The sequence below is a fragment of the Curtobacterium flaccumfaciens pv. betae genome (assembly GCF_026241855.1).
Taxonomy (GTDB): Bacteria; Actinomycetota; Actinomycetes; order Actinomycetales; family Microbacteriaceae; genus Curtobacterium; species Curtobacterium flaccumfaciens.
Map to the genome: position 1 here is coordinate 3,237,575 of NZ_JAPJDC010000001.1, position 22,884 is coordinate 3,260,458.

Sequence of the window (22,884 nt, forward strand, 5' to 3'; positions counted from 1 at the left end):
CACGCATGACCTGGTCCAACGTCCCCGGCCCTCCGCCGCAGTCCTCCTCCGGCCCCACGGACGCGCAGCGCGCGGCGTGGGAGCGCGGTGGCACCACGCTGTTCCCGCCGGCGAAGCTCGCCGACCGGATCTCGACGGTGCTGCTCCTGGTGTTCGGTGCCGTCATGACCGCGATCACGGCGGTCGTCGGCATCGTCGCGATCGCCTCGGCCACGGCTGAGTGCGACGCCTCGGCCGGGTGCACACCCGGTGGGTACTTCGGTGGCGCGGCCATCGCGGTCGGTGGCGCCTTCGTCATCGGGGTCGCCACGATCGTGCTGTCGATCGGCGCGTGGATCCGACGGAAGCCGTCGTGGTGGATCGCGGCGATCGGCTTCGTGCTCGCGATCGTCGTCATCACCTGGGGCGGGGTCGTCTTCGTGAACGCCGTCGACAGCGGGTCCGGATCGTCGTCGGTGTCCGCCAGCGCGTGATCGACGCGCACGGACACCACCCGTCCGACCGGACACCGGTCGTCCGCCGCGTGTCGGGCCTGCGAACGCGTGTGCGTTCCGGCCTGGAGGCGCGGGTCGGGGCCGCCACGCGCCTCCGGTCCGGACCGGGGTAGCGTCCCGGGCATGGTGACGGTGTCGCGGACGACGGTCGCGGTGGTCGGTGGCGGCCCCGCAGGGGTCGTCCTCGGGCTGCTGCTCGCTCGCGCCGGCATCGACGTGCGCGTGCTCGAGCAGCACGACGACTTCAACCGGGACTTCCGGGGCGACACGGTGCACGCCTCGACCATCCGGCTGCTCGACGAACTCGGACTCGGTGCACCGTTCCGGGCGTTGCCGCAGTCACGCCTCGACGACTTCTCGCTGCCGATGCCCGACGGCTCGCGGCTGCTGCTCGGTGACTTCTCGCGTCTCGCGCCCCCGTACGACCACGTGGCGATGGTGCCGCAGTGGGACCTGCTCGACCTGCTCGTGACCGCCGCCCGTCGGGAACCGTCGTTCCGCATCTCGATGGGCCTCGCGGCGACCGGACTCATCGAGGAGAACGGGGCCGTGACCGGGGTCCACCTGCGGCCGAGGGACGGGGCCGGCGAACCCGAGGAACTCCGCGCCGACGTCGTGATCGCCTGCGACGGGCGGAACTCGGTGCTGCGTCGCGCCGCCGGGCTCGTGCCACGGGCGTTCCGGGTGCCGTTCGACACCTGGTGGTTCCGGTTGCCCCGGCACCCCGGGGACGCGGCGAGCGCCCTCACCCCCGCGTTCTCGGACCGGGACGTGCTGCTGAGCTTCCCGTGGCCGGACTACCACCAGGTCGCGTACTTCGCGCCGAAGGGCTCGGACGCGGCCCTGCGCGCTGCAGGGGTGGCTGCCTTCCGTGCCCGGGTGGCGCGGCTCCGACCGGACTTCGCGGACCGGGTCGACGCGATCGCCTCGATGGACGACGTGCACGTGCTCGACGTCCGCATGGACCGCCTGCGCCGGTGGTGGCGGCCGGGGCTGCTCTGCATCGGGGACGCCGCACACGCGATGTCCCCCGCCGGCGGGGTCGGCATCAACCTCGCGGTGCAGGACGCGGTGGCGACGGCGACGATCCTGGTGCCGGCACTCCGACGGGGGCTCCGCGGTGGCGGCCTCGCCCGGGCGCTCGCAGCCGTCCAGCGTCGTCGGACCCCGCCCGCAGCCCTGGTGCAGGCCGCGCAGGCCGTGCTGCACCGGGTCGTGTTCGAGCGAGCCTTCGCCGGCCACCTGCAGGACGGTCCGCCGCTGCTCCCGGTGCTGCTCGCGCGCTGGGTCCCGCCGGTCCGGGGCCTCTACGCCCGCGGCATCGCGTTCGGTCCGCTGCCTGAGCACGCGCCGGAATGGGCGCGTCGGTGACCGGGGCTCGTCGGTGCGGGCACCTCGTCGTGCGGGAACTGGGCGTCGGCGTCGGGGCCGGGCGCATGCTGGGCCGATGAAGCAACGAGTCATCGGAGACGTGTCCGTCAGTGCCATCGGTCTGGGCGGGATGCCCATGTCGATCGAGGGCCGGCCGGACGAGCGTCAGTCCATCGCCACGATCCACGCAGCGCTCGAGAACGGTGTCACGCTCATCGACACCGCCGACGCGTACCACCTGGGCGGCCACGACGAGGTGGGGCACAACGAGGAGCTCATCGCGCGGGCCGTCCGGGAGTTCCACGACGACACCTCGGACGTGCTCATCGCGACGAAGGGCGGACACCTGCGCCCCGAGGCCGGCAACTGGGCGCAGAACGGGCACCCGGAGTACCTGAAGGAGGCGGCGAAGGCCTCGGCGAATCGGCTCGGCGTCGAGCAGATCGGCCTGTACCAGTTCCACCGCCCCGACCCGGCCGTGCCGGACGCCGACTCGATCGGGGCGCTCGCCGAGCTGCTCGACGAGGGCGTCATCCGGATGGCGGGCATCTCGAACGCCGACCCGGACCAGATCCGCACCGCGAACGAGGTGCTCGGCGGACGCCTGGCGTCGGTGCAGAACCAGTACTCGCCGAAGTTCCGGTCGAGTGAGCCGGAGCTCGAACTGTGCGACGAGCTCGGCATCGCGTTCCTGCCGTGGAGCCCCCTCGGTGGCATCGGGAGCGCGGCGGACCTCGGGACGGCGTTCGAGGACTTCGCGTACATCGCCCGCGACCGTGGGGTCACCCCGCAGGTCATCGCGCTGGCGTGGGAGCTGCAGAAGAGCGACGTCGTCGTGCCGATCCCCGGTGCGTCGCGGCCGCAGTCGATCCTGAACTCGATCACGGCGCCGACCGTGCGGCTCCGGCCGGAGGACGTCGCACGCCTCGACGCCTCGCAGCCCGCGGCCGTCTGACGCCCGTTCCCCCGACGGGGGAAGCACGACGCCCCGCCGCTCCTGGTCCAGGAGCGGCGGGGCGTCGTCACGTGCGGGGCTGCGCGTGGGACCGCTCAGCTCTTGGCGGGGCAGACCGCCGAGACCTGGTCGAGGGTGGTCTGCACCTCGGTCTGGGCCTTCTTGACCTCGGCGGAGTCCTCGGCCGCACCGGAGCGGATGGCGGAGCTGTAGCCCTTCGCCGCGCCGGAGAAGTCCTCGAACGTGTCGTGGACCTGGTCGTTCGAGACCTTCGTCAGCGCCGAGTCGATGCGCTGGACGAACTCGTCGACGAGCGCCGCACGGGCCTTCGGGTCGGCCGGGGCAGAGCTGGAACCCTGCTCCTTGAGGAACGACGCGAGTTCGTTCTCGAGCAGGGAGCAGGCTTCCCCCTTGGTCTGGGCGGGTGCTGCGGCGGCGGTCTTCGAGGCCGACGGTGCGCTGGACGAGCCCGAGTCGCCGCCGGAGCAACCGGCGAGCAGCGTGAGTGCGAGGCCGGCGGTGGCCAGCGCGATGAGCTTCTTGGGCATGGTGGAGAGTCCCCCTCGATCTGTCCGCACTCCCCCGGATGAGGTGCAGATCCGTCGTCGAGCGTACAGGGAACCTCCACAGGGACACCGGCGGCGGTTGTGGGCGACCGGCAGCCGGCCGGAGGTGGGTGGCGCGTACCGTCGAGGGCATGCGAGCCATCACGTTCGACGACGCTTCCATGTCCGTCACCGACCTGCCCGACCCCGAACCCGGCACGGACGAGGTCCTGATCGAGGTCGCCGCGGCCGGCGTCAACAACGCCGACCTGCAGCAGCGCGCCGGGAACTACCCGCCGCCGCCCGGGGCGTCGGAGATCCTCGGGCTCGAGGTCTCCGGCACCGTGCGGGCCGTCGGCGCGGGCGTCACGACCGTGGCGGTGGGCGACCGGGTGTGCGCGTTGCTCTCCGGCGGCGGGTACGCGGCACTCGTGGTCGCGCCGGTCACCCAGGTGCTGCCGGTCCCCGAGGGCGTCGACCTGGTCGAGGCAGCCGGACTGCCCGAAGCCGCGTGCACGGTCTATTCCAACATCGGCATGCTCGCCGGACTCCGCCCCGGGCAGACGCTCCTGGTGCACGGGGGTACGGGCGGCATGGGGTCGCACGCGGTGCTGTGGGCGAAGGCCCTCGGGGCGACGGTGATCGCGACGAGCGGCGGCGACCGCAAGGTCGCCGCGTCCCGGGACCTCGGCGCCGACCTGGTCATCGACCACCGCACGGAGGACTTCGTGGAACGCGTCATGGCGTTCACCGACGGTGTCGGCGTCGACGTCGTGCTCGACGTCGTCGGACCGTCCTACCTGGAGCGGAACCTGCAGGCCCTCGCCCCGAACGGGCACGTCGCGGTCATCGCCTCGGGCAGCGGCCGCACCGCCGAGCTCGACTTCGGGGTGCTGATGCGGAAGCGCGCGACGATCAGCGGCACGACCCTGCGCGCACGGCCGCTCGCCGAGAAGGCCGCCATCGTCGAGGCGGTCCGCTACAACGTCTGGCCGCTGGTCGCCGACGGCCGGGTGCGCCCGGTCATCGACTCGGTGCTGCCCCTGGCCGAGGTCGAGGAGGCCCACCGCCGCGTGCGCGACGGCGAGGTGATCGGCAAGGTGCTGCTGACGCCCTAGGCGTGCACGCGGGCGAGGAACTCGACGAGCGCCGGGTGCTGCGGGTGGTCGAGGACGTCGGCGGGGGACCCCTGCTCGACGACCTCGCCGCGGTGCAGGAACACGATCCGGTCGGCGACGTTCCGCGCGAAGTGCATCTCGTGCGTCGTCATCAGGATCGTCGAACCCTGTCGCTTCAGCTCGGTGACCAGGTCGAGCACCTCACCGACGAGCTGCGGATCCAGGGCGCTCGTGACCTCGTCGAGCAGCAGGAGCTCCGGGTCGGACGCGATCGCCCGGACGATGGCGACGCGCTGCTGCTGCCCGCCGGACAGGCGGTCGGGGTACGCATCGGCGAAGTCGGCCAGGCCGATCCGGTCGAGCAGCCGACGAGCGGTCTCCTCGGCCTGCGCCTTGCCGACGCCGTGCACCTGCCGCGAGGCCAGCGTCACGTTGTCGAGCACGGTCATGTGCGGGAACAGGTTGAACTGCTGGAAGACCACACCGATGCGGGCCCGGGTCGCGTCGACGTCGATCCGCGGGTCGGCGATGTCCGTGCCCTGCAGCAGGATCTCGCCGTCGTCGATGCCCTCGAGCAGGTTGACCGTCTTGAGCAGCGTCGACTTGCCGGAGCCCGAGGCCCCGATGACGCAGATGACCTGGTGGCGGTGGACCGTCAGGTCGATCCCGCGCAGGACCTCGTGCTCGCCGAAGGCCTTGCGCAACCCGCGCAGTTCGAGGACCGCGGCGTCCGTACCGGACGCACCACGGGCCTCCAGGCCGGCCTCGCTCATACGGTCCCTCCGATCTGCTCGCGCCGCTGCTGGCGACGCGCGATCGCGTCCGTGACGCGGATCAGCGGCAGGCTGATCAGCACGAACAGCAGCCCGGCGACGAAGTACGGCGTGAAGTTGTAGGTCTCGGCCTGCGCGATCTGGGCGGAGCGGACCGCGTCGACGGCCCCGAGGATCGACACCAGACCGACGTCCTTCTGCATCGACACGAAGTCGTTCATGAGCGCCGGGGTGACCTTGCGGATCGCCTGCGGCAGCACCACGAGCCGCAGGGTCTTGGTGTGCGAGAGTCCGAGCGACCGGGCGGCCAGGCGCTGGGAGGGGTGCACGGCCTCCATGCCGGCGCGGAGCACCTCGGCGATGTAGGACGAGTAGGTCAGGGTGATCGCGATCGTGCCCCAGACCTCGGCGGGGAGCCGCGGGAACACCCCGAGCCCGGGGATGCCGTAGCCGACCAGGTAGAGCACGATGATGAGCGGCAGGCCACGGAACAGGTCCGTGTAGCCGGTCGCGACCATCCGCAGCGGGAAGAACACCGGGTTGCGCAGACCGCGGACGACCGCGAGCAGCGTGCCGAAGACGGCGACGCCGATGGCGCTGAAGAACAGGATCCGGACGTTCAACCAGAGGCCCAGCAGGATGTCCGGGAACGTGTCGACCGCGGTCTCCGGGTCGAAGAACGACTGCTGCACCGCCGCCCACCCGGGGGTGTTCACGACGCCGAAGTACACGACGGCGAGCACGACCAGGGTGGAGACGACCGACACGACGACGGAGCGACGGCCACGCTGGCGACGGTAGAGCCGACGCTCGAGCTCGACCTGGCTCGGCGCGGGTGCGGCGACCGGGGTGCCGGCCCCTGCTGGCAGGGTCATCCGGTTACTTCAGGACCGGCGTACCGGTCTCCGACGAGAGCCACTTGGTCTGCAGGTCCTGCAGGGTGCCGTCGTCGTCGAGGGTCTTCAGGGCCTTGTCGACCTTGCTCGTGAGCTCCGAGTCCTTCGGCAGGACGAAGCCGAACTCGTCGCCCTTGCCGTCGGACGGGAACTGCGCGGACACGGTGCCGTCGTCGAGCTGCGCCGAGGCCATGTAGAACGCCGTCGGCAGGTCGGTGACGATCGCGTCGATCTGCCCGGACTTGAGCGCGAGCACGGCGTCGTCGTTGGAGTTGAACACCTGCGGCGTGACCCCGAGGACGTCCTTGACGCTCGCGATGCTCGTCGAACCGGTCGCGACGCCGATGGCGTCCTGCTTGAGCGCGGTGATCGTGGTGTCGTCGGCGGCCTTCGACCCGGACGTGGTCACGACCGCCTGGGTCGTCGTGTAGTAGGCGCTCGACATGTCGACGGCCTTCTTGCGCTTCGCGTCGATCGAGAACTGCTGGACGTTGAGGTCCCAGTCCTTCGGCCCCGGTGCGATGGCGCTGTCGAAGGTGCTGCGCTTCCAGACGACGTCGGACTTGCCGTAGCCCATCTCCTTCGCGACGGCGTACGCCACGGCGGACTCGAAGCCCTTGCCGGACTCGGGCTTGTTGTCCTCGATCCAGGGCGAGTACGCCGGGTCGCCGGTGGCGATCGTGAGCTTGCCGTCGGTCACGGTGCCGTCGGCGTTGCTGCTGCCCCCGGCGGAGCAGGCCGACAGGGCGAGGGCGGCGACCGCGGCGGTGGCGACGGCGAGGGTGAAGCGGAGGTGACGGGTCACGGTCGGGCCTTCGTGCGAGGGGGGTGGGGGCAGGTCGAAGTGTACTTCGCGGTGGGATACCAACGCGAAACGGTGTCGCGGTGCTACTCGACGGCAGGGTCCCCATCGTCGGCCATCGTGAAGTCGTCGAACGAGAAGCCCGGCGACACCAGGCAGCTCAGCAGCACCTCGCCGTCGCCCGGGATTGTCCGCTGCCACACGCCTCCGCGCACGAACGCCTGCGCGTCGTTCACCCGGTCGCGTCCGGCGTCCGGGCCGAGGGTGATCGTCGCGCCGGGCTCGGGGACGTCACCGTCGCCGCCGAGCTGCAGGTCGACGGTGTCCGGCCCGTGCCACATCCAGATCTCGTCGCTCGTGACCCGGTGCCAGGCGGAGGCCTCACCCGGGGGCAGCAGGAAGTGGATCAGCGTGGCGGCGGGACGCTCCCCCGCGGGGGTGGTGACCGTCGCCGGCGAGGTCCAGGTGCGGACGTACCAGCCACCCTCGGGGTGCGGTTCCATGCCGAGGGCGATCGCGCGCTTCGGCACGTCGAGCCACTCGATCAGCTCACCGGTGACGGTTCGGCGTGCGGCCATGCCGGGGTGGGGTGCGGACTCGGTCATCGTTCCTCCTGGTGCGGTGCGGGGGTGTCCGTGTGCGGGGAAGCCGGCTCGGTGACCCCGCCCGCCACGGCGCGCACGACCCCGCGGATCACGGTGGCGGCCGCCCGCCCGGCGCCGTCCTCGACGAGCTCGGCGAGCGCGTCCGGCACCGTGCGGGCGTCGACGTCGAAGACCGCCAGGTCGGCGCGCGCCCCGACGGCGAGGTGCCCGATGCGGTCCGGTCCGACGGCGAGCCCCATCGCGTGCGCACCACCGAGGGTCGCCGCTGCGAGCAGTCGCTCGTGCAGGTCACGGTGCCCGTAGCCCTGGGCTCGGGCGATGCGGTGCAGCGCGGTGACGTCGGCCATCAGGTCGAGGGACGGCGACGACGACAGGGAGTCGGTGCCGATGGCGATCGGGCTCCCCTCGCGCAGGTAGTCCGCGACGGGCGGCGGGTCGAGGCCGATGACGGCGTTGGAGCGGGGGCACAGCGCCACCGCCGTGCCGCGGGCGCGCAGGAGCGCCCGGTCGGCGGCGGTCATGTACACGCCGTGGGCGATGTGGCAGTCCGGCCCGAGCACGCCGAGGCGGTCGACGAACGCGGTCGCGCTCGCACCGAAGCCCAGGGCCCGCAGTGCCCGGAACGACGGCACGTTCGCCAGGTGCCAGTCGTTCCCGTGACCGACGCCGTCGACCCCGTCGAGCCCGGGCACCGGACCGAGGGCGGTGCGCTCCCCCTCGAACGCCGCCTCACCGAGGTGCAGGTGCAGCCGCAGGCCGCGCTGCCGCACGATGTCGGGGAGCTCGAGCAGCGGAGCGACCTCGAGCGAGTACGGCGCGTGCGGCGACAAGCCGGCACCGGGTGTCGTGGGGATGCGGTCGAGTTCGTCGAGCACCTGGTCGCGACCGTGCGTCTGCCAGGCGTCGTTCTCCCAGTCCATCACCTCCCAGTACGCGATGCCGCCGAGCCCGGCGTCCTGCAGCGCGGTCGAGGCCTCGATGTCGGTGACGATGTCCGCGATGCTCGTGACGCCCGCCAGGATCGACGCCCGTGCACCGTCCGCGGCTTCGGCCCGCCAGTCGTGCGGTTCGGCGTAGTCGACGTTGAACGCCGCGGCCCAGTCCTCGAATCCGTTGTACTGGCGCCGGCCGACACCTGCCATGCCGGTGTACTGGAGGTGCGAGTGCGCGTTCACGAGTCCGGGCAGGAGCGCGCCGCGCCACTGCCGCTCGGTGAAGGTCGCGCCGGACCCGGTGAGCTGGTCGATGACCCACGACCGGTCGCCGACGTGCAGGATGCGGCCGTCCTGCACGGCCACCGCGCCGTCGGCGATCGGCGGCGCCGTCATCGGGACGACGACGCGCGCCGAGTGCACGGTGACCGGGTGCGGACGGGCGCTCATGCCGGGTCTCCGAAACGGTGGGTCCGGACGTCCGGGCCGCGGTCCGCCGGGCGCTCGGCGGGAAGGCCGGCAGGCAGAGGTCGGCTCCCGAAGGCGGCGAGCGCCGCGCGGGCGGTCACGTCGTCGACCGCGGGGTCGATCGGCACGACGGCACGCTCCAGCTCGTCGCCGCGTTCCAGGAGCATCCGGACGGCGCCGAGCTGCACGGCGAACGACAGGTCCATGATCTCGACCGGGTTGCCCTCGGCCGCGGTGATGTTGATGCAGCCGCCGTCGTCGAGCACGATCGGCCCGTCGTCGACCCCGGGGAACACGAACCGCTCGGCCTTCGGCCCCACGTCCTGGCGCCGGGCCCCGGCGTCGAGGGCGTCGTCGATGGCGATCTCCTGGTCGACCCCACCGGCGACGGCGAGGACCGCACCGTCCGCGCAGGCACGGAGCACGTCGAGGTCGATGGTGTCCGGCACCCCGGTGGCGCTCATCACGAGGTCGGCGTCGCGCACCGCCTCGGCGAGCGGGGCCACGACGTACCCGGCGAACCGCGCCTGCAGGGCGCGGACGGGGTCGGTCTCGGCGACCGTCACCCGGAACCCGAGGGCGGTGAGCACCAGGGCGACACCCTCGCCGACGTGCCCGAACCCGGCGACGACCGCCGCGCCTCCCGGCATCACCCGGTGCGTGCCGGACGTGAGCCCGTCGACCAGGTCGAGCACCGCGAACACGGTCGACTGCCCGGTGCCGTAGCGGTTGTCGAAGAACGTCTTGGTGCGGGCGTCGTTCACCGCGATCACGGGGATGCCGAGCTCGCCGCGCGCTGCCAGCACCCGCAGGGGCCGCAGGCCGCTCGTGGTCTCCTCGGCGGCGCCGAGCATCGTCGGCAGCAGGTCTGGGCGTTCCTGGTGGGCGAGCCGGATGACGTGCGAGCCGTCGTCGAGCAGGATGTGCGGCGCGGCGTCGAGCATCGCGAGGGCCAGCTGCTTCTGCTCGGGGAGCGTCGCCGTGCTGCTCGCGAACACCGTCAGGCCGGCGGACCGCAGTGCGTCGGCGACGGCGTCGTCGGTCTCGTCGGCGTGGGCGTAGACGACGACCTCGGCACCGGCGTCACGGAGCAGCAGGCTCAGCACCGCCGTCTTGGGCTCGAGGAACATCGCGACACCGATGCGCGTGCCGCGCAGGAGTCCGCCGTCGCGGAGCTCCGCGGCGACCGAGCGGGCGACCGGCATCGACCGTCGTGCCCAGCGCAGGCGTGCGTCCGCCGCGGGGTCGTCCTCGGGGTCGCGGCCGGTGGACACCAGGAAGACGTCGTCGGACAGCATCGGGACGGCGAGCACGCCGGGGCGGGCGGGTGCGACGGGGCCGAAGGCGTCCTCGTCGACGGCGGGCAGGTACCGGCCGGCGTCGATGACGACCAGGGTGGTGCCGCGCGGGCGGTCGGCGGCCTGCTCGACCGCGGGGGTCGATTCGTCGGGCGTGCCGAGGCACCAGAGCTGGTCGACGAGGTCGGACGGCTGCTCGACCTCGCGCGCGCCGAGTGCGGTCAGCAGGTGCCGCAGTGCCGCGGCATCCCGGGGGTCACCGCCGACGATGCGGAACCGGCGGGCGGCGACGAGCAGGTTGGTCGCCGCGGCGAAGCGCCGAACGGCCGCCGAGGCCCAGACCAGCGTCGCGGGGTCGGGTGCTGGCGGCATGTGCCAATCGTAGGGCGAGCGGGGCGCGGGTCCGGCGGCGCTCCGGGAATGCCCGGGGGCGCTCCGACGTACTCTCTGCACATGAGCGATGCGACGACTGCCCCCGACCGCGTGACCATGTTCGGTGCCGACTGGTGCCGCGACTGCCGTCGGTCCAAGGCGCTGCTCGACACCCTCGGCGTGGACTACGAGTACGTCGACGTGGAGCAGGACCTGTCCGCTGCCGACCGTGCCGAGGCCATCAGCGGCCGGAAGAACATCCCCGTCGTGGTGCTGCCCAACGGCAAGCACTTCGTCGAGCCGTCGGACGCCGAGCTGCTGGCCGAGCTCGAGGCCTCCGGCGTGGTCTGATCGGCGAACCCGACAGTCCTCCCAGGAACCCCGGAGTTTCGTCGGATGTCGGCCCTGACTCCGGCAACCATGCCGCGGCAACCGCACCCACGAGGAGGACACCGTGCTCGGTCTCATCATCAGCTTGATCATCATCGGACTCATCGCCGGCGCTCTCGCCCGGCTCATCATCCCCGGCAAGCAGAACATCGGCATCCTCATGACGATCGTCCTGGGCATCGTCGGATCGTTCGTCGGCGGGTTCCTCGGGTTCCTGATCTTCCAGCACGACCCGATGGACGGCTTCTTCCAGCCGGCCGGCATCATCGGTTCGATCATCGGCGCGATCATCGTGCTGTTCATCTACACCCGCGTCGCGGGCCGCGGCTCGCGCCGCTAGGCACGACGCTGCCGGTCTGACCGGCGAACAACCACAGTCACCCCGAACCGCGTTCCCACGTGGTTCGGGGTGACTTTGCTTGTGCGGGCCGACTGCGCGCTGCGGGCTGCGACCGGGTCGTGTCGTCCGCCACGGCCTGGAGGCGCGGCGCGGGTCGGACCCGCGCCGCGCCTCCAGGCCGTGGTCGCCCCCGCGCCGGGGGCGACGCGATGGTCACGCTGATCAGGCGGTGGCGAGCCGCCCCATCTCGCCGACGACCGCGCGCAGCCGCGCAGCCAGTTCGTCGCGGGAGCCGTCCGCCGATCGGTGGGCGGACTCGATCACGGCGGCCATCACGAGGGTGGTCGCGGTCCGCGCGGTGTCCTCGTCGACGCGCTCGGCGGCCACCGCCAGCACGGTCTGCCGCGCGTGCGCCATCCACTGCATCATCGCCGGGACCATCTCGGGGCGGGCTCGGACGAGCTCCTTCATGCGCCGGCGGTCCTGCGGCAGGGTGACCGTGTGCGCGACGAGGTCGCAGAGGTCCGACACGAGCGGCCCCGTGGCACCGAGGAACGCTGCGCGTGCCGTGTCCGGGACCGTCGTCGCCGGCAATCCGAGGGCTGCTTCGGCCTTCGACGGGAAGTAGTTGAAGAACGTCCGCGGGGAGACCCCGGCGTCCGCGCAGATCTGCTCGACGGTCACCCCGGCGAGTCCGTGGTCGGTGACGAGGGCGAGCGCCGACCGGTGGATGGCGGCCCGGGTCTGCTGCTTCTTGCGCTCCCGCAGGCCGCAGTCGGTCAGGGCGGTGGCCTCGGTGGTGGTCAGCTGGTGCACGTGCTGCGCTCCGTCTTGTTCTCGGGTTGGTGCGACGCCGGGCCCCCGCGTCCTGTGACGAGGAGGCCCGGCGTGACTCAGACCTGCGCCCGACCACCCTGGACGGGGATCGAACCGGTGACCGGGGCGGTGGGCGAGCCCATCGTGTCCGCGGCCCGCACGGCCTGCGCTTCGAGGTCGTCGGCGGTGCCGGCGTCGTCCGCCTGCTCCTGCAGGGCCGAGCTCTTGCGGAGCGGCGGCGCCTTGAAGAAGAAGCTCAGGACGAACGCGAGCAGGATCACCGCGAAGCCGACCCAGTAGACGGTCACGGCCGAGGCGTTGAACCCGGACATGAACGGCCGGGTCAGAGCAGCGTCCGCACCGTTGAGGTACGACGTGTCGCTCGTCTCGGCGTTCGAGTCGCTCGAGTCGTTGGCACCCTTGTCGATCTGCTTCGACAGTTCCGGTGCGAGCTGGTCCACCCAGTAGGTGCGCTGCGCCGAGTCCGACCAATCGACGACGAGCCGGCCGTCCTGCACGCTGGCGTGCGCCTTGTCTGCGGCAGCGGTGAGCGCCTGCTGCTGCACGGCGTCGGGAGCCCCTGCGGTGGCCTGGGTCACCTGGTCGGTGGCGGTGTCGAGGCCGGACTGCACCTGCTTCTGGAGCGGGGTGACGATCGGGTTCCAGATCTGGTCCATGACGCCCTGGTTCGCCTTGGCGCTGGCGACCTCCGGGTCGAGCGCCGCACTGAGGGCGGGCTTGAGGTTCGACTCGTCCGCCGTGGCGTGCAGGATGTTCGCCGGCATGAGCGAGAACAGGACGGACAGCAGGACGGCGGTGCCGAGCGTGCCACCGATCTGGCGGAAGAACGTGGCGGACGACGTCGCCACACCCATGTCACGCGGCTGCACCGAGTTCTGGGAGGCCAGGGTGATGCTCTGCATGAGCTGGCCGAGCCCGAGGCCGATCAGGAACATGCCGATCATCAGGAACCAGAGCGGCTTGTCGATCGTCATGAACGTCAGGACGACGTAGCCGAGCGACACCAGGGCGGTGCCGATGACCGGGAAGATCCGGTAGCGGCCGGTGCGGGCCACGATCTGCCCCGAGGCGATCGAGGCGATCATCAGGCCACCGATCATCGGCAGCGTCGCGAAGCCGGACTCGGTCGGCGTCAGGCCGGTGACGATCTGCAGGTACAGCGGGATGGTGAGCATCGCGCCGAACATCGCGAAGCCGACCAGGAAGCCCAGGATGGTCGCCATCGAGAACGTGCTCGAGCGGAAGAGCTTGAGCGGGATGATCGCGTCGTCCTGCATGCGGGTCTCGATCACCAGGAAGGCGACGAGGCCGAGCGCACCGATGACGTAGCAGGCGATCGCGCTGGCCGAACCCCAACCCCACGTGCGGCCCTGCTCCGCGACGAGGAGCAGCGGCGCGAGCGTGACGATGACCGAGGTCGCGCCCCACCAGTCGATGCGCGGCTTGGCCTTGGCCTCGCCGAACTTCGGCAGGTGCAGGAACGCGATCACCATGAGGAGCGCCGCGACACCGATCGGCACGTTGATCAGGAACACCCAGCGCCAGCCGGTGATGCCGACGATCGAGCTCGCACCCGCGAACAGTCCACCGATCAGCGGGCCGATCACGGACGAGATGCCGAAGACCGCCAGGAAGTAGCCCTGGTACTTCGCGCGCTCACGGGGCGCGAGGATGTCGCCCATGATCGCGAGCGGCAGCGACATCAGCGCACCGGCACCGATGCCCTGGAACGCGCGGAAGGCGGCGAGCATGGTCATCGACGTCGACAGGGTCGAGAGCAGCGACCCGAGGATGAAGACCGCGATGCCGAAGATGTAGAGCGGGCGACGGCCGAAGACGTCGGAGAGCTTGCCGTAGATCGGCGTGGTGATGGTCGACGCGATCAGGTAGGCCGTCGTGACCCAGGCCTGCTGGTCGAGGCCGTGCAGGTCGTCACCGATCGTGCGGATCGCCGTGCCGACGATGGTCTGGTCGAGCGACGACAGGAACATGCCCGCCATCAGGCCGTAGATGACGAGCAGGATCTGGCGGTGCGACATGATCGGCTTGCCCGGCGTGCTCGCCGGGGAGTCCTGTCGTCCGCGCGACACCTCGACGGGTGCGGTGGCAGTGGACATGCGGGGTTCCTCACAGGGGATGTGGCGTGGTGGTCGTCGGCCTGGTCGGGACCCCGAAACGAGGGTCAACCTTGCAGGCTCTGCAACTTTACACCGCAAGCACCTTTGCCGCCAACGCAAAGTTGCCGAGCATGCATGTTCGTGTACGGGTTCTCAGGTAGCGTCGGCGCATGGGGCGAACCACCTGGACCGATGTACCGACGACGCTGCGGCAGCAGGTGGAGGGGGTGCTGGGCGGTCCGGTCGTGACCGCCGAGTCCCAGGCGAGCGGGTGGTCGCCCGGAAGCGCCGACCGGGTGACGACCGCGGCGGGGGAACGAGCCTTCGTGAAGACGGTGTCGCGCTCGCGCAACGAGGCCGCCCTCGACCTGCACCGCCGCGAGGCCGAGGTCATGGCCCAGCTGCCGACCACCGTGCAGGCACCGCGGCTGCTCGACGCGCTGCACGCCACGGTCGACGGCGACGACTGGGTCGCGCTCGTGCTCGAGGACGTCGCAGGGCAGCACCCGGGCGGGCACCTCGACGGATCGGACACGACGGCCGTGCTCGACGCACTCCACACACTGCCGCTCGCGACCGATGGGCTGGCGACGCTCCCCCGCATCGCCGAGGACCTGCGCGGTGAGTTCGGTGCCTGGGACAGGATGCTGGCTGCCGGCTCGAACACCGTCCGCGTCGCCGAGGTCGTCCCGCCGCACGTCCTCGACGCCGGCCCTGCGATCGCCCGCGCGGCATCGGGGGCAGCTGCCCTCGTCGACGGCGAACACCTCGTGCACGCCGACTGCCGAGCGGACAACCTGCTCGTCGACGACACCGGACTCGTCTGGGTGGTGGACTGGCCCTGGGCGAGCGTGGGCGCGCACTGGCTCGACTCGCTGACCTACCTGCTCGACACGCTCGTCCGCGGTGAGGACGACGACGTCGAACACCACCTCGCCACGCACCCGGTCTTCGCCGGGGTGCCCGCCGCCACGATCGACGCCGTGCTGGCCGGGCTCGCCGGACTGTTCTTCGAGCACGCCCTGCCCCCGGCACCGCCGAACATGCCCACCATCCGCGACTTCCAACGGTGCGAGGGCGTGGCGGCCGCCGAGTGGCTGCTCCGCCGCTGGGCCGCCTGACAGCGCGTCCGCCCGAGCGGGGGACGCGTGGTGTCCAGGGAGCGCAGCGCACCGGAGCGTACGGTCCACCGCATGACTGATGAGCACCGCACCCCGCGTCCCGAAGACGACGCCGCGCGCCTCGGTCTCGTCGTCGTCGGAGAGGCAGCAGCCCTGCAGTCCGGCGACGAGGCGGCGCTGGACGCGAGCGAGCAGAACATCCGCGACACGATCGACGAACTGGTCGACGAACCCCTTACCCCGCGGCAGGAGGAGGTCGTCGAGCGGCTCGCCGCGGCCGGCGGCACGCTGACCGCCGGACTCAGCGGTGCCCTCGCCGCCCAGAGCGGTCGCAGCGTCGACGACGTGCTCGAGGGTGCGGCCCGCAGTGTCGTGTGGCAGCAGCGGCTCGCGGACGAGCGTGAGGACGCCGGCACGCAGCAGCGCGACCCGCAGAACGAGAACGGGCACGACGAGGGCTGATCCCCCGTCGCGCCCGCTGCAGGCACCCGCTCGGTTACTCGGCCGGCTCGACCTGTGGCACCGACTGCTCGCGCACGACGGCACGGGCAGCCGCCTGTCCCGTCGTGGTGCTCTTCACGATGTCGCTCAGGGTGAACCCGGCGGTGGCGCCGAGCAACGCGTCGACCTCGCTGAACTGACTGACGACGCTCTTCGACAGGGCACCGGCACCCTCGGAGGACACCACGGTGAGCGTGTCGATGTTGCTCATCGGCGCCGCGAGCTCGCGGGCGATGCTCGGCAGCGTCTCGATCGCCTTGACCCGCAGGACGGCCTCGGAGTGCTGCGCGAGCGCGTCGGCCTGCGCCTTGGTCGCATCGGCCTCGGCCTGACCCTTCGCACGGATCGCGTCGGCGGCGGCTTCGCCCTCGGCGCGTGACGCGTCGGCAGCGAGCTTGCGGGCGTCCGCCTCGGCCTTCGCCTCGGCCGCGACGGCCTCTGCGGAGATCCGACGGGCCTCGGCCTGGGCGCGTGCGGTCTCGACCTGGGCCCCGGCGGCGGCTTCGGCCTCGACGCGGGTCTTGCGCGCCTGGGCCTCGGCGACGGCGGAGACCTCGGACTCGAGCTCGGCACGGCGCAGCTCGGCACGCTTCTGCGCGGTGATCTGCTCCTGCTCGACGACACCCTGGGACGCGCGCGCCTGGGCGAGCGGGCCGGCGGCAGCGGCTTCGGCGGACGCACGGTCGGCGTCGAGCTGCAGCGCGGCACGGCGGATGGCCAGGGTGTTCTCGGCCTCGGCGATCGCCTGGTCGGCGGTCGCGCGGGCTTCTCGCGCTTCACGGTCGGCCTGGGCCTCGGCGTTCTCGGCCTCGAGTCGCACGCGTGCACGCTCGGCACGGCCGAGGTCGCTGATGTACTCGTTGCGGTCCGAGATGCCCTTGATCTCGAACGAGTCGACGTCGAGCCCCTGGCTGTGCAGGGCGTCCTTGGCGACGTCGAGCACAGCGACGGTGAGCTGATCGCGCTTGCGGATGATGGTCGACACGTCGGTCGCACCGATCGAGGCGCGGAGCGAACCGGACAGGACCTCGCGCGCGAAGTCGTCGATCTTCTTCTCCTGCCCGAGGAACCGCTGTGCGGCCGCCCGGATCGAGGCGTCGGTCTCGCCGACCTTGACGAGCGCGACGGCCTCGACGTCGATGGTGACACCGCGGGAGTCCTGCGCGTTGACGTTGATGTCGATCGCACGCGAGCTGAGCGACAGCTTCGCGACCTTCTCGAAGAAGGGGCGGACGAGCACGCCGGCGCCGAGCACGACCTTGATGCCGGACTCGACGGTCTCGGTGCCGTCGGCGTTCTTGACCTTGCGGGAGCGCTTGCCCGTGATGATGAGCGCTTCGTCGGCACCGGCGTTGCGGTACACGACCTTGGCGTAGATCAGCGCGATCACGGCGAGGACGATGATCCCCACGATGATCAGCGGGACGGCTCCGAGCGCGAACAGGACTTCCATGACTCCCCCTTGAGGACCAGGCGCCAGCCTGGATTCCGCATCTGTTGTTCCGTTGGCTCCCATCCTAGGAGCGCACGCGGACAGCAGGAGCGCGGAGGGAAGGGTTGGGGACAACAGACGGGAGGCGCGGTGCAGGATCACCTGCACCGCGCCTCCCGTCCGGGGTTGCGTCAGCGCCTACGCGCCCGCACGCCACCATTCGTCGAAGGGCGTCGCCGGCACCTGGCGCTTGTGCTCCGTCGCGCGGTAGCGCGACTCGATCGCCTCGGCGACCTCGACCGGCACGTCGTGGCCCTGCAGGTAGGCGTCGATCTCGGCGTAGGTGAGTCCGAGGTTCGCCTCGTCGGTCTGCCCGGGCAGCTCGTCGAGCAGGTCGGCGGTGGGCGCCTTCTCGTACAGGCGAGCCGGTGCGCCGAGGTGCTCGAGCAGCTGCCGTCCCTGGCTCTTCGACAGCCCGGTGAGCGGGGTGAGGTCGACGCCGCCGTCGCCGTACTTGGTGAAGAAGCCCGTGACGGCCTCGGCCGCGTGGTCCGTGCCGACCACCAGCAGGCCGCGCTGCCCGGCGATCGCGTACTGGGCGACCATCCGCATGCGCGCCTTGACGTTGCCCTTCACGAAGTCGCTCAGCTCGACACCCGAGGCCGCGGTGTCCTCCATGACCCCGTCGACCCCGTGCTCGATGTTCACGGTGACGCCCGGGTCGGCAGCGATGAACTGCAGGGCGAGCTGGGCGTCGTCCTCGTCGGCCTGCACCCGGTAGGGCATGCGGACGGTCGTGAACTCGGCCGGGTGCCCCTCGGCTCGGAGCGACTCGACCGCGAGCTGGGTCAGGCGCCCGGCCAGGGTGGAGTCCTGCCCGCCGCTGATGGCGAGGAGGTACCCCTTCGCCCCGGTCGTCAGCAGGTAGTCGCGCAGGAACCCGACACGACGGGCGACCTCCTGCTCCGGGTCGATGGTCGGCTGGACGTTGAGGTCCGCTGCGATGGCGGCTTGGAGTTCACGCACCACCCCAGTATCACGCCGATCCGGCTCCGTGGACCGGCGGGTTCCCGAAGACGTCGATCGGATCGACCGGGAGGTCCGGGGCGGCGGTGACCCGATCACCACCGCCCCGGGCATCCGCGACGACCCGAACGCGTCGCGGACCCGGTGAGGCGGACGCCGGTACCCGCCGGCGCCCGTCCTGGTCAGGCGCGACGAACTCGTCGCGCCGGGATCGCGGTGGGTGATCCGTGGTGTGGCACGATGCCCCCTCCTCCGACGGGGTCTCCGCCGCTGATCCGCCCCCGGTGGTGAGCCAGGGGATGTGGGGCCCGTCGAACGGGCCGGAGGCGGCTGGTGAGGCCGCTTGCTGTGGAAGGTATCAGGGTCCGGGCAGGAATCGACACCCCCGTTCTGGGGTCACGGGTCGGGCTGGGTTCGTTGACAGTTTGATGCCTAACAGTTAGAGTCCTGATCATGCAGGCACCGGACTTCACGACACCGCTCCAGCTCATGCGGTGGATCGGATGGGCACAGCGCAAGGGCGCCGAGGAGTGGGTCCGTGAGCGCGACCTCACCCACGAGCAGTCCTTCGTGCTCGGGTACCTGCAGGAGCACCCCGGCGCCATCCAGCGGGACATCGCCGAGGCCACCCGGACCAGCGCGGCCAGCGTCTCGAGTCTCCTGCAGGGACTCGAGCGGCGTGGACTGATCGAACGACGACCGGACGCCACGAACGGGCGGACGAAGACGGTGCACGCCACCCAGGCGGGCATCGACCTCATCGCCGGGTTCACCGACGCGATGGTCGCCCTCGACGACTCCCTGCTCGCACCGCTCGACGCGGACGAACGCGCCACCCTGCGGCGGCTGCTGCAGAAGGTGACCGCGGAACTCGCGCCGCCGACCCGCTAGCCGCACCACCGCACCACCCGCGCCACCGCACCGACCCGCTCCACGCACCACGCGCCTCCCGGCCGGATCCGCCGGCGCGCCCTCGCGAACCCGCGACCCCGCGACCCCGCGATCCCGCGATCCCGCGACCCCATCGGTCGCGTGCTCCCCCCCTGCCGTGCCGGCGTCCGTCGGCGCGCCCACCGTCATGCCCGGAAGGGAACCGTCATGTCCTCCACCACCACCGCTGCGGCGACGAACCGCTGGTACCTCTCCGCTGCCCCGATCGCCCGAGCCCTGGTGCACCTGTGCGTGCCGATGGCCGCCGCGATGGTCGTCAGCGCCCTGTACAACGTCATCAACGCGGGCTTCATCGGCGCCCAGCACGACACGTCCCTGCTCGCCGCGATCACCTTCGGCACGCCGCTCCTCGGCCTGGTGATGGCCGTGGGCGGGGTGTTCGGCGTCGGCGGCAGCGCCTTGATGTCCCGGTTGCTCGGAGCATCGGAACACGATCCCGACAAGGCGCGGGACATCAAGCACGTCGCCTCGTTCGCCCTGTGGGGAGCCGTGGTGACCGGCGCCGTGCTCGGCGTCGTCGGACTCCTGCTGCTCCGCCCGCTCGTCGCCGTCCTCGGTGCCGACGCGGCAGCGGTCCCCGCCACGAGCGAGTACGTCGCCGTGATGCTCGCGTTCGTCCCCGTCCTCGCCGCGTCCTTCGCGCTCGAGCAGATCGTCCGCTCCGAGGGCGCCGCGCGGCAGGCGATGATCGGCCTGGTCCTGTCCACGGTGGGCAACCTGGTGTTCGACGTCCTGTTCATCCTGGGGCTGCACTGGGGTGTCGGCGGCGCCGCACTCGCGGTGGGCCTGGCCAACGTGGTCTCGATCGCCTACTGGGTGACGTGGCTGCAGCGGAACAGCGAGAACGTCAGCTTCGCGCCGAAGTGGTTCACCCTGCGTGCGGACATCCTGAAGCCCGTGTTCGGCGTCGGCGTCGGCGAGCTGCTGCAGTCCGCGTTCCTCATCGTCACGACACTCGTCCTCAACAACCTCGCCGCCGCCTACGGTGACGACCCGCTGGCAGCGATGGGCGTCGCGGTCCGCATCGCCCAGGTGCCGGAGTTCCTGGTGATGGGCGTGACCATCGGCGTGCTGCCGCTGCTCGCCTACGCGTTCGGCGCGGGCGACGCCGATCGACTCCGCTCCGGCCTGCGCGCCGCGGCCCTGACCGTCGGCGGCATCGTGCTCGTCTTCTCCGGCACCGTGTTCGTGTTCCGCGAGCAGGTCTTCACGATCTTCTCCGGTGACCACTCGGTGCTCGCGATCGGCATGACGATCCTGACGGCACAGCTCGTCGCCGCCGTCGTCAACGGGTTCACGGGACTGCTCACCTCGCTGTTCCAGGCGACCGGGATGGTCATGCCCGCGATGGTGCTGTCGATGGCGCAGGGCGTGCTGTTCATCCCGATCGTGATCGCCGGCAACCTGTGGTTCGGACTCGCCGGGATCATCTGGGCACTCACCGTCACCGAGGGCATCGTGTTCGTCGCCGCCGTCGTCCTCTGGCTGGCGACGCGGGGTCGCATCGCCCGAGGCCTGGCCGAGGGCAGCGCGGCACGCGCCGACGCCGCGCTGGAGGCCGCCCCCGTGGCGTGAGGCGCGTCGCCCCCGGCGTCACGCACCACGTGCGTACGGGAGGCCCGCTGCCGGTCCGGCACCGGGCCTCCCGTCCGTCGCGTGGTCGCGTTCCGTGCGCCGCGTGCGCTTCGTGAGCAGGAACGGTCGGATGCGCGCGTGCGACCCGACCGTTTCTGCTCACGAAGTGCGCGACGCGGCGCCGCCCGCGCGCTACGCGCTGCGGCCGCGCCGCAGCAGCAGCACGACGACCGCGCCGGCCACCAGGACGGCCCCGGCGCCGAGGCCGATCCACACGCCCGGCGCGATGCCCGGCGACGAGGACGGAGCACCGTCCGAGGCTCCGGTGGCCGTCGCCGTGGCACTCGGCGTCGGAGCGGGGCTCGGGGTCGGGGTGGCACTCGCGCTCGGGGTCGACGCCGGGGCTGCGGCCCGGTACTCGAACGCGAGCGTGCCCTCGATCGGGTGGCCGTCCGGCGACACGTACCGCCAGAGCACCGTGTAGCTGCCCTGGTCGAGGTCGACCGCGCGGCGCATGGTCGTCCCGGAGACCCTCACGTCACCCGTTGCGACGTCGGCACCGGAGGCATCCGTCACCTGGATCCGGAGTCCGGCATCGAGGCCGGCGAGCGGCGCTTCCGAGAAGGTCAGGTCGACGGACTCGAGCGGTTCGGTGACGACCGCCCCGTCCGCCGGGGTACTGCTGGTCAGGGCCGAGTGGGCCGACGCGGGCTGGACACCGACGAGCGTCAGCAGTCCCGCCGCGACGATCGCCAGTGCCGCCGCCGTGTTTCGGGCTGTGCGCATGCGCAGACTCTACCGACGGCCGATCGGCAGCCCGCTGGGGGTCAGAGCTGCTCGCCGAGGAAGTCCGCGTAGGTGGGCTCGTAGCGCGCTTCGCTGACGCTGACGAGCTGGTGGCCGGTTCCTTCGAGGCGTTCGGCGACGAGGGCGGCGAGGTCCTCGGGCGAACGGAGCCCGTGGCGGTGCCACGCGTTTTGGATGGTGGCGGTCATGGTGACCAGCCCTTCGTCGAGATGATGCGCATCTCGGATCCGCCCGGGTCGACCCGCTGTGCCAGACCCCACAGATCGTGAGGAGCATCGTGACGACGAGTCCCTGATGTCTGACCCGGTACCGCAACGATACGGTCGGGCCGGAGCGCCGTCGAGGCGGATGCGCTTCGCGGCTGACGGACGCGACGGACCGGCGCGGCGGGTGCGCTGTAGCGTCGGCGCATGGAGATCCTCTTCGTCCACGGCGCGCTCGTGCGCGACGGCGACTGGTGGTGGCAACCCACCGCCGACCTGCTGTTCGAGGGCACCGGTGTCCGCAGTCGATCGGTGGCGCTGCCGTCCTGCGGCGAGGGCCCGTCCGGCCGCCCCGAAGGCGGTCTCGCCGAGGACGCGGCAGCGCTCCGGGCCGCGCTCGACCGCAGCGACGGCGCGATCGTCGTCGGGCACTCGTACGGCGGCACGGTCGTCGCCGAGGCCGGCCAGCACGGTGCCGTCGAGCACCTGGTCCACGCGTCGTCCTACCTGCCCGACGTCGGATCGGCCCAGGCCGGGATCATGTCGGACGAGCCCGACCCGGTGGCGATCGGTGATGCCGGGGACGGAGCCCTGGCACTGGTCGGGTACGACGCCTCGTCGTTCGGCGCGCGGTTCCTGCAGGACGCCGTCCCGGAGGTGCAGCGGGCTGCGTGGGACCGCGTCACCGCACAGTCCGCTGCCGCGTTCGTCACGCCGACGACCGCCGCGGGCTGGCAGGGCGTCGACTCCACCTACCTGGTCTGCACCGAGGACCGGAGCACCACCGTCGGCCTCCAGCGAGCGCACGCGGCACGTGCGACGCGGAGCATCGACGTCCCCACCGGGCACCATCCCTTCATCACCCGACCCGACCTGGTCGTCGAGCAGCTCGAGCTGCTGCTCGGAAGCGCCGCGGCTTGAGACGTCGCGACGACGGACGGGAGGCCCGGTGCCA

At 71.8% G+C, this 22,884-nt stretch carries 24 protein-coding genes; 11 read left to right on the plus strand and 13 right to left on the minus strand.

Features of this window, described 5'->3' with window-relative positions; genetic code table 11:
- The first annotated feature begins 5 nt into the window (after window positions 1-5).
- The 3 genes from ORG17_RS15185 to ORG17_RS15195 all read left to right on the plus strand — a co-directional run bounded on the left by ORG17_RS15185 (window position 6) and on the right by ORG17_RS15195 (window position 2,820).
- Window positions 6-473, plus strand: a complete 468-nt coding sequence (locus tag ORG17_RS15185; RefSeq protein WP_214526316.1) for a DUF6264 family protein — start codon at window positions 6-8, stop codon at window positions 471-473.
- Between the two features lie 144 nt (window positions 474-617).
- Window positions 618-1,865, plus strand: coding sequence for an FAD-dependent oxidoreductase (locus tag ORG17_RS15190; protein ID WP_214526315.1), 1,248 nt, complete (start codon window positions 618-620; stop codon window positions 1,863-1,865).
- A 76-nt stretch (window positions 1,866-1,941) separates the two neighbouring features.
- Window positions 1,942-2,820, plus strand: a complete 879-nt coding sequence (locus tag ORG17_RS15195; RefSeq protein ID WP_214526314.1) for an aldo/keto reductase — start codon at window positions 1,942-1,944, stop codon at window positions 2,818-2,820.
- 95 nt (window positions 2,821-2,915) lie between these two features.
- On the opposite strand, the gene ORG17_RS15200 is transcribed toward ORG17_RS15195, so the two are convergent.
- A complete protein-coding gene (locus ORG17_RS15200) occupies window positions 2,916-3,368 on the minus strand; it encodes a hypothetical protein (RefSeq protein WP_027466569.1) in 453 nt (150 codons plus the stop codon).
- 149 nt (window positions 3,369-3,517) lie between these two features.
- Between ORG17_RS15200 and ORG17_RS15205 the strand changes: the two genes are divergently transcribed.
- Window positions 3,518-4,483 (plus strand): NAD(P)H-quinone oxidoreductase, encoded by a 966-nt coding sequence (locus ORG17_RS15205; protein ID WP_182065295.1) that lies wholly within the window; start codon window positions 3,518-3,520, stop codon window positions 4,481-4,483.
- On the opposite strand, the gene ORG17_RS15210 is transcribed toward ORG17_RS15205, so the two are convergent.
- The 6 genes from ORG17_RS15210 to ORG17_RS15235 all read right to left on the minus strand — a co-directional run bounded on the left by ORG17_RS15210 (window position 4,480) and on the right by ORG17_RS15235 (window position 10,629).
- Window positions 4,480-5,256, minus strand: coding sequence for an amino acid ABC transporter ATP-binding protein (locus tag ORG17_RS15210; RefSeq protein WP_027466571.1), 777 nt, complete (start codon window positions 5,254-5,256; stop codon window positions 4,480-4,482). The genes ORG17_RS15205 and ORG17_RS15210 overlap by 4 nt on opposite strands.
- Window positions 5,253-6,131 carry an amino acid ABC transporter permease gene (locus ORG17_RS15215; RefSeq protein ID WP_214526313.1) on the minus strand — a complete coding sequence of 293 codons (879 nt, stop codon included), beginning with the start codon at window positions 6,129-6,131 and terminating at the stop codon, window positions 5,253-5,255. Before ORG17_RS15215 ends, ORG17_RS15210 begins: the two co-directional genes overlap by 4 nt.
- Before the next feature lie 4 nt (window positions 6,132-6,135).
- Window positions 6,136-6,957, minus strand: a complete 822-nt coding sequence (locus ORG17_RS15220; protein WP_214526312.1) for an ABC transporter substrate-binding protein — start codon at window positions 6,955-6,957, stop codon at window positions 6,136-6,138.
- A gap of 83 nt (window positions 6,958-7,040) precedes the next feature.
- The gene (locus ORG17_RS15225; RefSeq protein ID WP_250892125.1) at window positions 7,041-7,559 is read right to left on the minus strand and encodes a cupin domain-containing protein; all 519 of its coding nucleotides are present in this window, start codon (window positions 7,557-7,559) and stop codon (window positions 7,041-7,043) included.
- The gene (locus tag ORG17_RS15230) at window positions 7,556-8,941 is read right to left on the minus strand and encodes an amidohydrolase family protein (RefSeq protein WP_214526311.1); all 1,386 of its coding nucleotides are present in this window, start codon (window positions 8,939-8,941) and stop codon (window positions 7,556-7,558) included. Before ORG17_RS15230 ends, ORG17_RS15225 begins: the two co-directional genes overlap by 4 nt.
- Window positions 8,938-10,629: an adenosylhomocysteinase gene (locus tag ORG17_RS15235; protein ID WP_214526310.1), complete on the minus strand. Its 1,692-nt coding sequence runs from the start codon at window positions 10,627-10,629 to the stop codon at window positions 8,938-8,940. Before ORG17_RS15235 ends, ORG17_RS15230 begins: the two co-directional genes overlap by 4 nt.
- Before the next feature lie 81 nt (window positions 10,630-10,710).
- Here ORG17_RS15235 and ORG17_RS15240 point away from each other — a divergent pair, with 81 nt between their 5' ends.
- The gene (locus ORG17_RS15240) at window positions 10,711-10,980 is read left to right on the plus strand and encodes a glutaredoxin family protein (protein WP_214526309.1); all 270 of its coding nucleotides are present in this window, start codon (window positions 10,711-10,713) and stop codon (window positions 10,978-10,980) included.
- A 103-nt stretch (window positions 10,981-11,083) separates the two neighbouring features.
- Window positions 11,084-11,359 (plus strand): GlsB/YeaQ/YmgE family stress response membrane protein, encoded by a 276-nt coding sequence (locus ORG17_RS15245; RefSeq protein ID WP_027466577.1) that lies wholly within the window; start codon window positions 11,084-11,086, stop codon window positions 11,357-11,359.
- A gap of 222 nt (window positions 11,360-11,581) precedes the next feature.
- On the opposite strand, the gene ORG17_RS15250 is transcribed toward ORG17_RS15245, so the two are convergent.
- Both ORG17_RS15250 and ORG17_RS15255 read right to left on the minus strand, forming a co-directional pair.
- A complete protein-coding gene (locus tag ORG17_RS15250; RefSeq protein ID WP_111058085.1) occupies window positions 11,582-12,175 on the minus strand; it encodes a TetR/AcrR family transcriptional regulator in 594 nt (197 codons plus the stop codon).
- Between the two features lie 77 nt (window positions 12,176-12,252).
- The gene (locus tag ORG17_RS15255) at window positions 12,253-14,313 is read right to left on the minus strand and encodes an MDR family MFS transporter (protein ID WP_214523554.1); all 2,061 of its coding nucleotides are present in this window, start codon (window positions 14,311-14,313) and stop codon (window positions 12,253-12,255) included.
- A gap of 170 nt (window positions 14,314-14,483) precedes the next feature.
- On the opposite strand from ORG17_RS15255, the gene ORG17_RS15260 reads away from it, so the two are divergent.
- The gene (locus tag ORG17_RS15260) at window positions 14,484-15,434 is read left to right on the plus strand and encodes a phosphotransferase family protein (protein ID WP_214526308.1); all 951 of its coding nucleotides are present in this window, start codon (window positions 14,484-14,486) and stop codon (window positions 15,432-15,434) included.
- Between the two features lie 72 nt (window positions 15,435-15,506).
- Window positions 15,507-15,896 carry a hypothetical protein gene (locus ORG17_RS15265; RefSeq protein ID WP_027466580.1) on the plus strand — a complete coding sequence of 130 codons (390 nt, stop codon included), beginning with the start codon at window positions 15,507-15,509 and terminating at the stop codon, window positions 15,894-15,896.
- A 34-nt stretch (window positions 15,897-15,930) separates the two neighbouring features.
- Here ORG17_RS15265 and ORG17_RS15270 read toward each other — a convergent pair whose 3' ends face one another.
- Together ORG17_RS15270 and nadE are read right to left on the minus strand one after the other, a co-directional pair.
- A complete protein-coding gene (locus ORG17_RS15270; protein WP_071244079.1) occupies window positions 15,931-17,388 on the minus strand; it encodes an SPFH domain-containing protein in 1,458 nt (485 codons plus the stop codon).
- A 177-nt stretch (window positions 17,389-17,565) separates the two neighbouring features.
- On the minus strand, window positions 17,566-18,393 hold the full coding sequence (nadE, locus tag ORG17_RS15275; protein ID WP_071244153.1) for an ammonia-dependent NAD(+) synthetase: 828 nt from the start codon (window positions 18,391-18,393) through the stop codon (window positions 17,566-17,568).
- A 453-nt stretch (window positions 18,394-18,846) separates the two neighbouring features.
- Between nadE and ORG17_RS15280 the strand changes: the two genes are divergently transcribed.
- On the plus strand, window positions 18,847-19,284 hold the full coding sequence (locus ORG17_RS15280) for a MarR family winged helix-turn-helix transcriptional regulator (RefSeq protein ID WP_027466582.1): 438 nt from the start codon (window positions 18,847-18,849) through the stop codon (window positions 19,282-19,284).
- A gap of 207 nt (window positions 19,285-19,491) precedes the next feature.
- Window positions 19,492-20,919, plus strand: coding sequence for an MATE family efflux transporter (locus tag ORG17_RS15285; protein WP_214526307.1), 1,428 nt, complete (start codon window positions 19,492-19,494; stop codon window positions 20,917-20,919).
- A gap of 192 nt (window positions 20,920-21,111) precedes the next feature.
- Here ORG17_RS15285 and ORG17_RS15290 read toward each other — a convergent pair whose 3' ends face one another.
- Together ORG17_RS15290 and ORG17_RS15295 are read right to left on the minus strand one after the other, a co-directional pair.
- Window positions 21,112-21,705, minus strand: coding sequence for a copper resistance CopC family protein (locus tag ORG17_RS15290; protein ID WP_214526306.1), 594 nt, complete (start codon window positions 21,703-21,705; stop codon window positions 21,112-21,114).
- A 41-nt stretch (window positions 21,706-21,746) separates the two neighbouring features.
- A complete protein-coding gene (locus ORG17_RS15295; RefSeq protein WP_155896891.1) occupies window positions 21,747-21,914 on the minus strand; it encodes a hypothetical protein in 168 nt (55 codons plus the stop codon).
- A gap of 222 nt (window positions 21,915-22,136) precedes the next feature.
- Between ORG17_RS15295 and ORG17_RS15300 the strand changes: the two genes are divergently transcribed.
- Window positions 22,137-22,850, plus strand: a complete 714-nt coding sequence (locus ORG17_RS15300; RefSeq protein WP_214526305.1) for an alpha/beta hydrolase — start codon at window positions 22,137-22,139, stop codon at window positions 22,848-22,850.
- Window positions 22,851-22,884 lie beyond the last annotated feature (34 nt).

Bases quoted from the DNA above. Each gene is read 5' to 3' on its own strand.
- ORG17_RS15185 (WP_214526316.1), top strand. From the start codon at position 6: ATGACCTGGTCCAACGTCCCCGGCCCTCCGCCGCAGTCCTCCTCCGGC.
- ORG17_RS15190 (WP_214526315.1), top strand. From the start codon at position 618: ATGGTGACGGTGTCGCGGACGACGGTCGCGGTGGTCGGTGGCGGCCCC.
- ORG17_RS15195 (WP_214526314.1), top strand. From the start codon at position 1,942: ATGAAGCAACGAGTCATCGGAGACGTGTCCGTCAGTGCCATCGGTCTG.
- ORG17_RS15200 (WP_027466569.1), bottom strand. From the start codon at position 3,368: ATGCCCAAGAAGCTCATCGCGCTGGCCACCGCCGGCCTCGCACTCACG.
- ORG17_RS15205 (WP_182065295.1), top strand. From the start codon at position 3,518: ATGCGAGCCATCACGTTCGACGACGCTTCCATGTCCGTCACCGACCTG.
- ORG17_RS15210 (WP_027466571.1), bottom strand. From the start codon at position 5,256: ATGAGCGAGGCCGGCCTGGAGGCCCGTGGTGCGTCCGGTACGGACGCC.
- ORG17_RS15215 (WP_214526313.1), bottom strand. From the start codon at position 6,131: ATGACCCTGCCAGCAGGGGCCGGCACCCCGGTCGCCGCACCCGCGCCG.
- ORG17_RS15225 (WP_250892125.1), bottom strand. From the start codon at position 7,559: ATGACCGAGTCCGCACCCCACCCCGGCATGGCCGCACGCCGAACCGTC.
- ORG17_RS15230 (WP_214526311.1), bottom strand. From the start codon at position 8,941: ATGAGCGCCCGTCCGCACCCGGTCACCGTGCACTCGGCGCGCGTCGTC.
- ORG17_RS15235 (WP_214526310.1), bottom strand. From the start codon at position 10,629: ATGCCGCCAGCACCCGACCCCGCGACGCTGGTCTGGGCCTCGGCGGCC.
- ORG17_RS15240 (WP_214526309.1), top strand. From the start codon at position 10,711: ATGAGCGATGCGACGACTGCCCCCGACCGCGTGACCATGTTCGGTGCC.
- ORG17_RS15255 (WP_214523554.1), bottom strand. From the start codon at position 14,313: ATGTCCACTGCCACCGCACCCGTCGAGGTGTCGCGCGGACGACAGGAC.
- ORG17_RS15260 (WP_214526308.1), top strand. From the start codon at position 14,484: ATGGGGCGAACCACCTGGACCGATGTACCGACGACGCTGCGGCAGCAG.
- ORG17_RS15265 (WP_027466580.1), top strand. From the start codon at position 15,507: ATGACTGATGAGCACCGCACCCCGCGTCCCGAAGACGACGCCGCGCGC.
- ORG17_RS15270 (WP_071244079.1), bottom strand. From the start codon at position 17,388: ATGGAAGTCCTGTTCGCGCTCGGAGCCGTCCCGCTGATCATCGTGGGG.
- ORG17_RS15280 (WP_027466582.1), top strand. From the start codon at position 18,847: ATGCAGGCACCGGACTTCACGACACCGCTCCAGCTCATGCGGTGGATC.
- ORG17_RS15285 (WP_214526307.1), top strand. From the start codon at position 19,492: ATGTCCTCCACCACCACCGCTGCGGCGACGAACCGCTGGTACCTCTCC.
- ORG17_RS15290 (WP_214526306.1), bottom strand. From the start codon at position 21,705: ATGCGCACAGCCCGAAACACGGCGGCGGCACTGGCGATCGTCGCGGCG.
- ORG17_RS15295 (WP_155896891.1), bottom strand. From the start codon at position 21,914: ATGACCGCCACCATCCAAAACGCGTGGCACCGCCACGGGCTCCGTTCG.
- ORG17_RS15300 (WP_214526305.1), top strand. From the start codon at position 22,137: ATGGAGATCCTCTTCGTCCACGGCGCGCTCGTGCGCGACGGCGACTGG.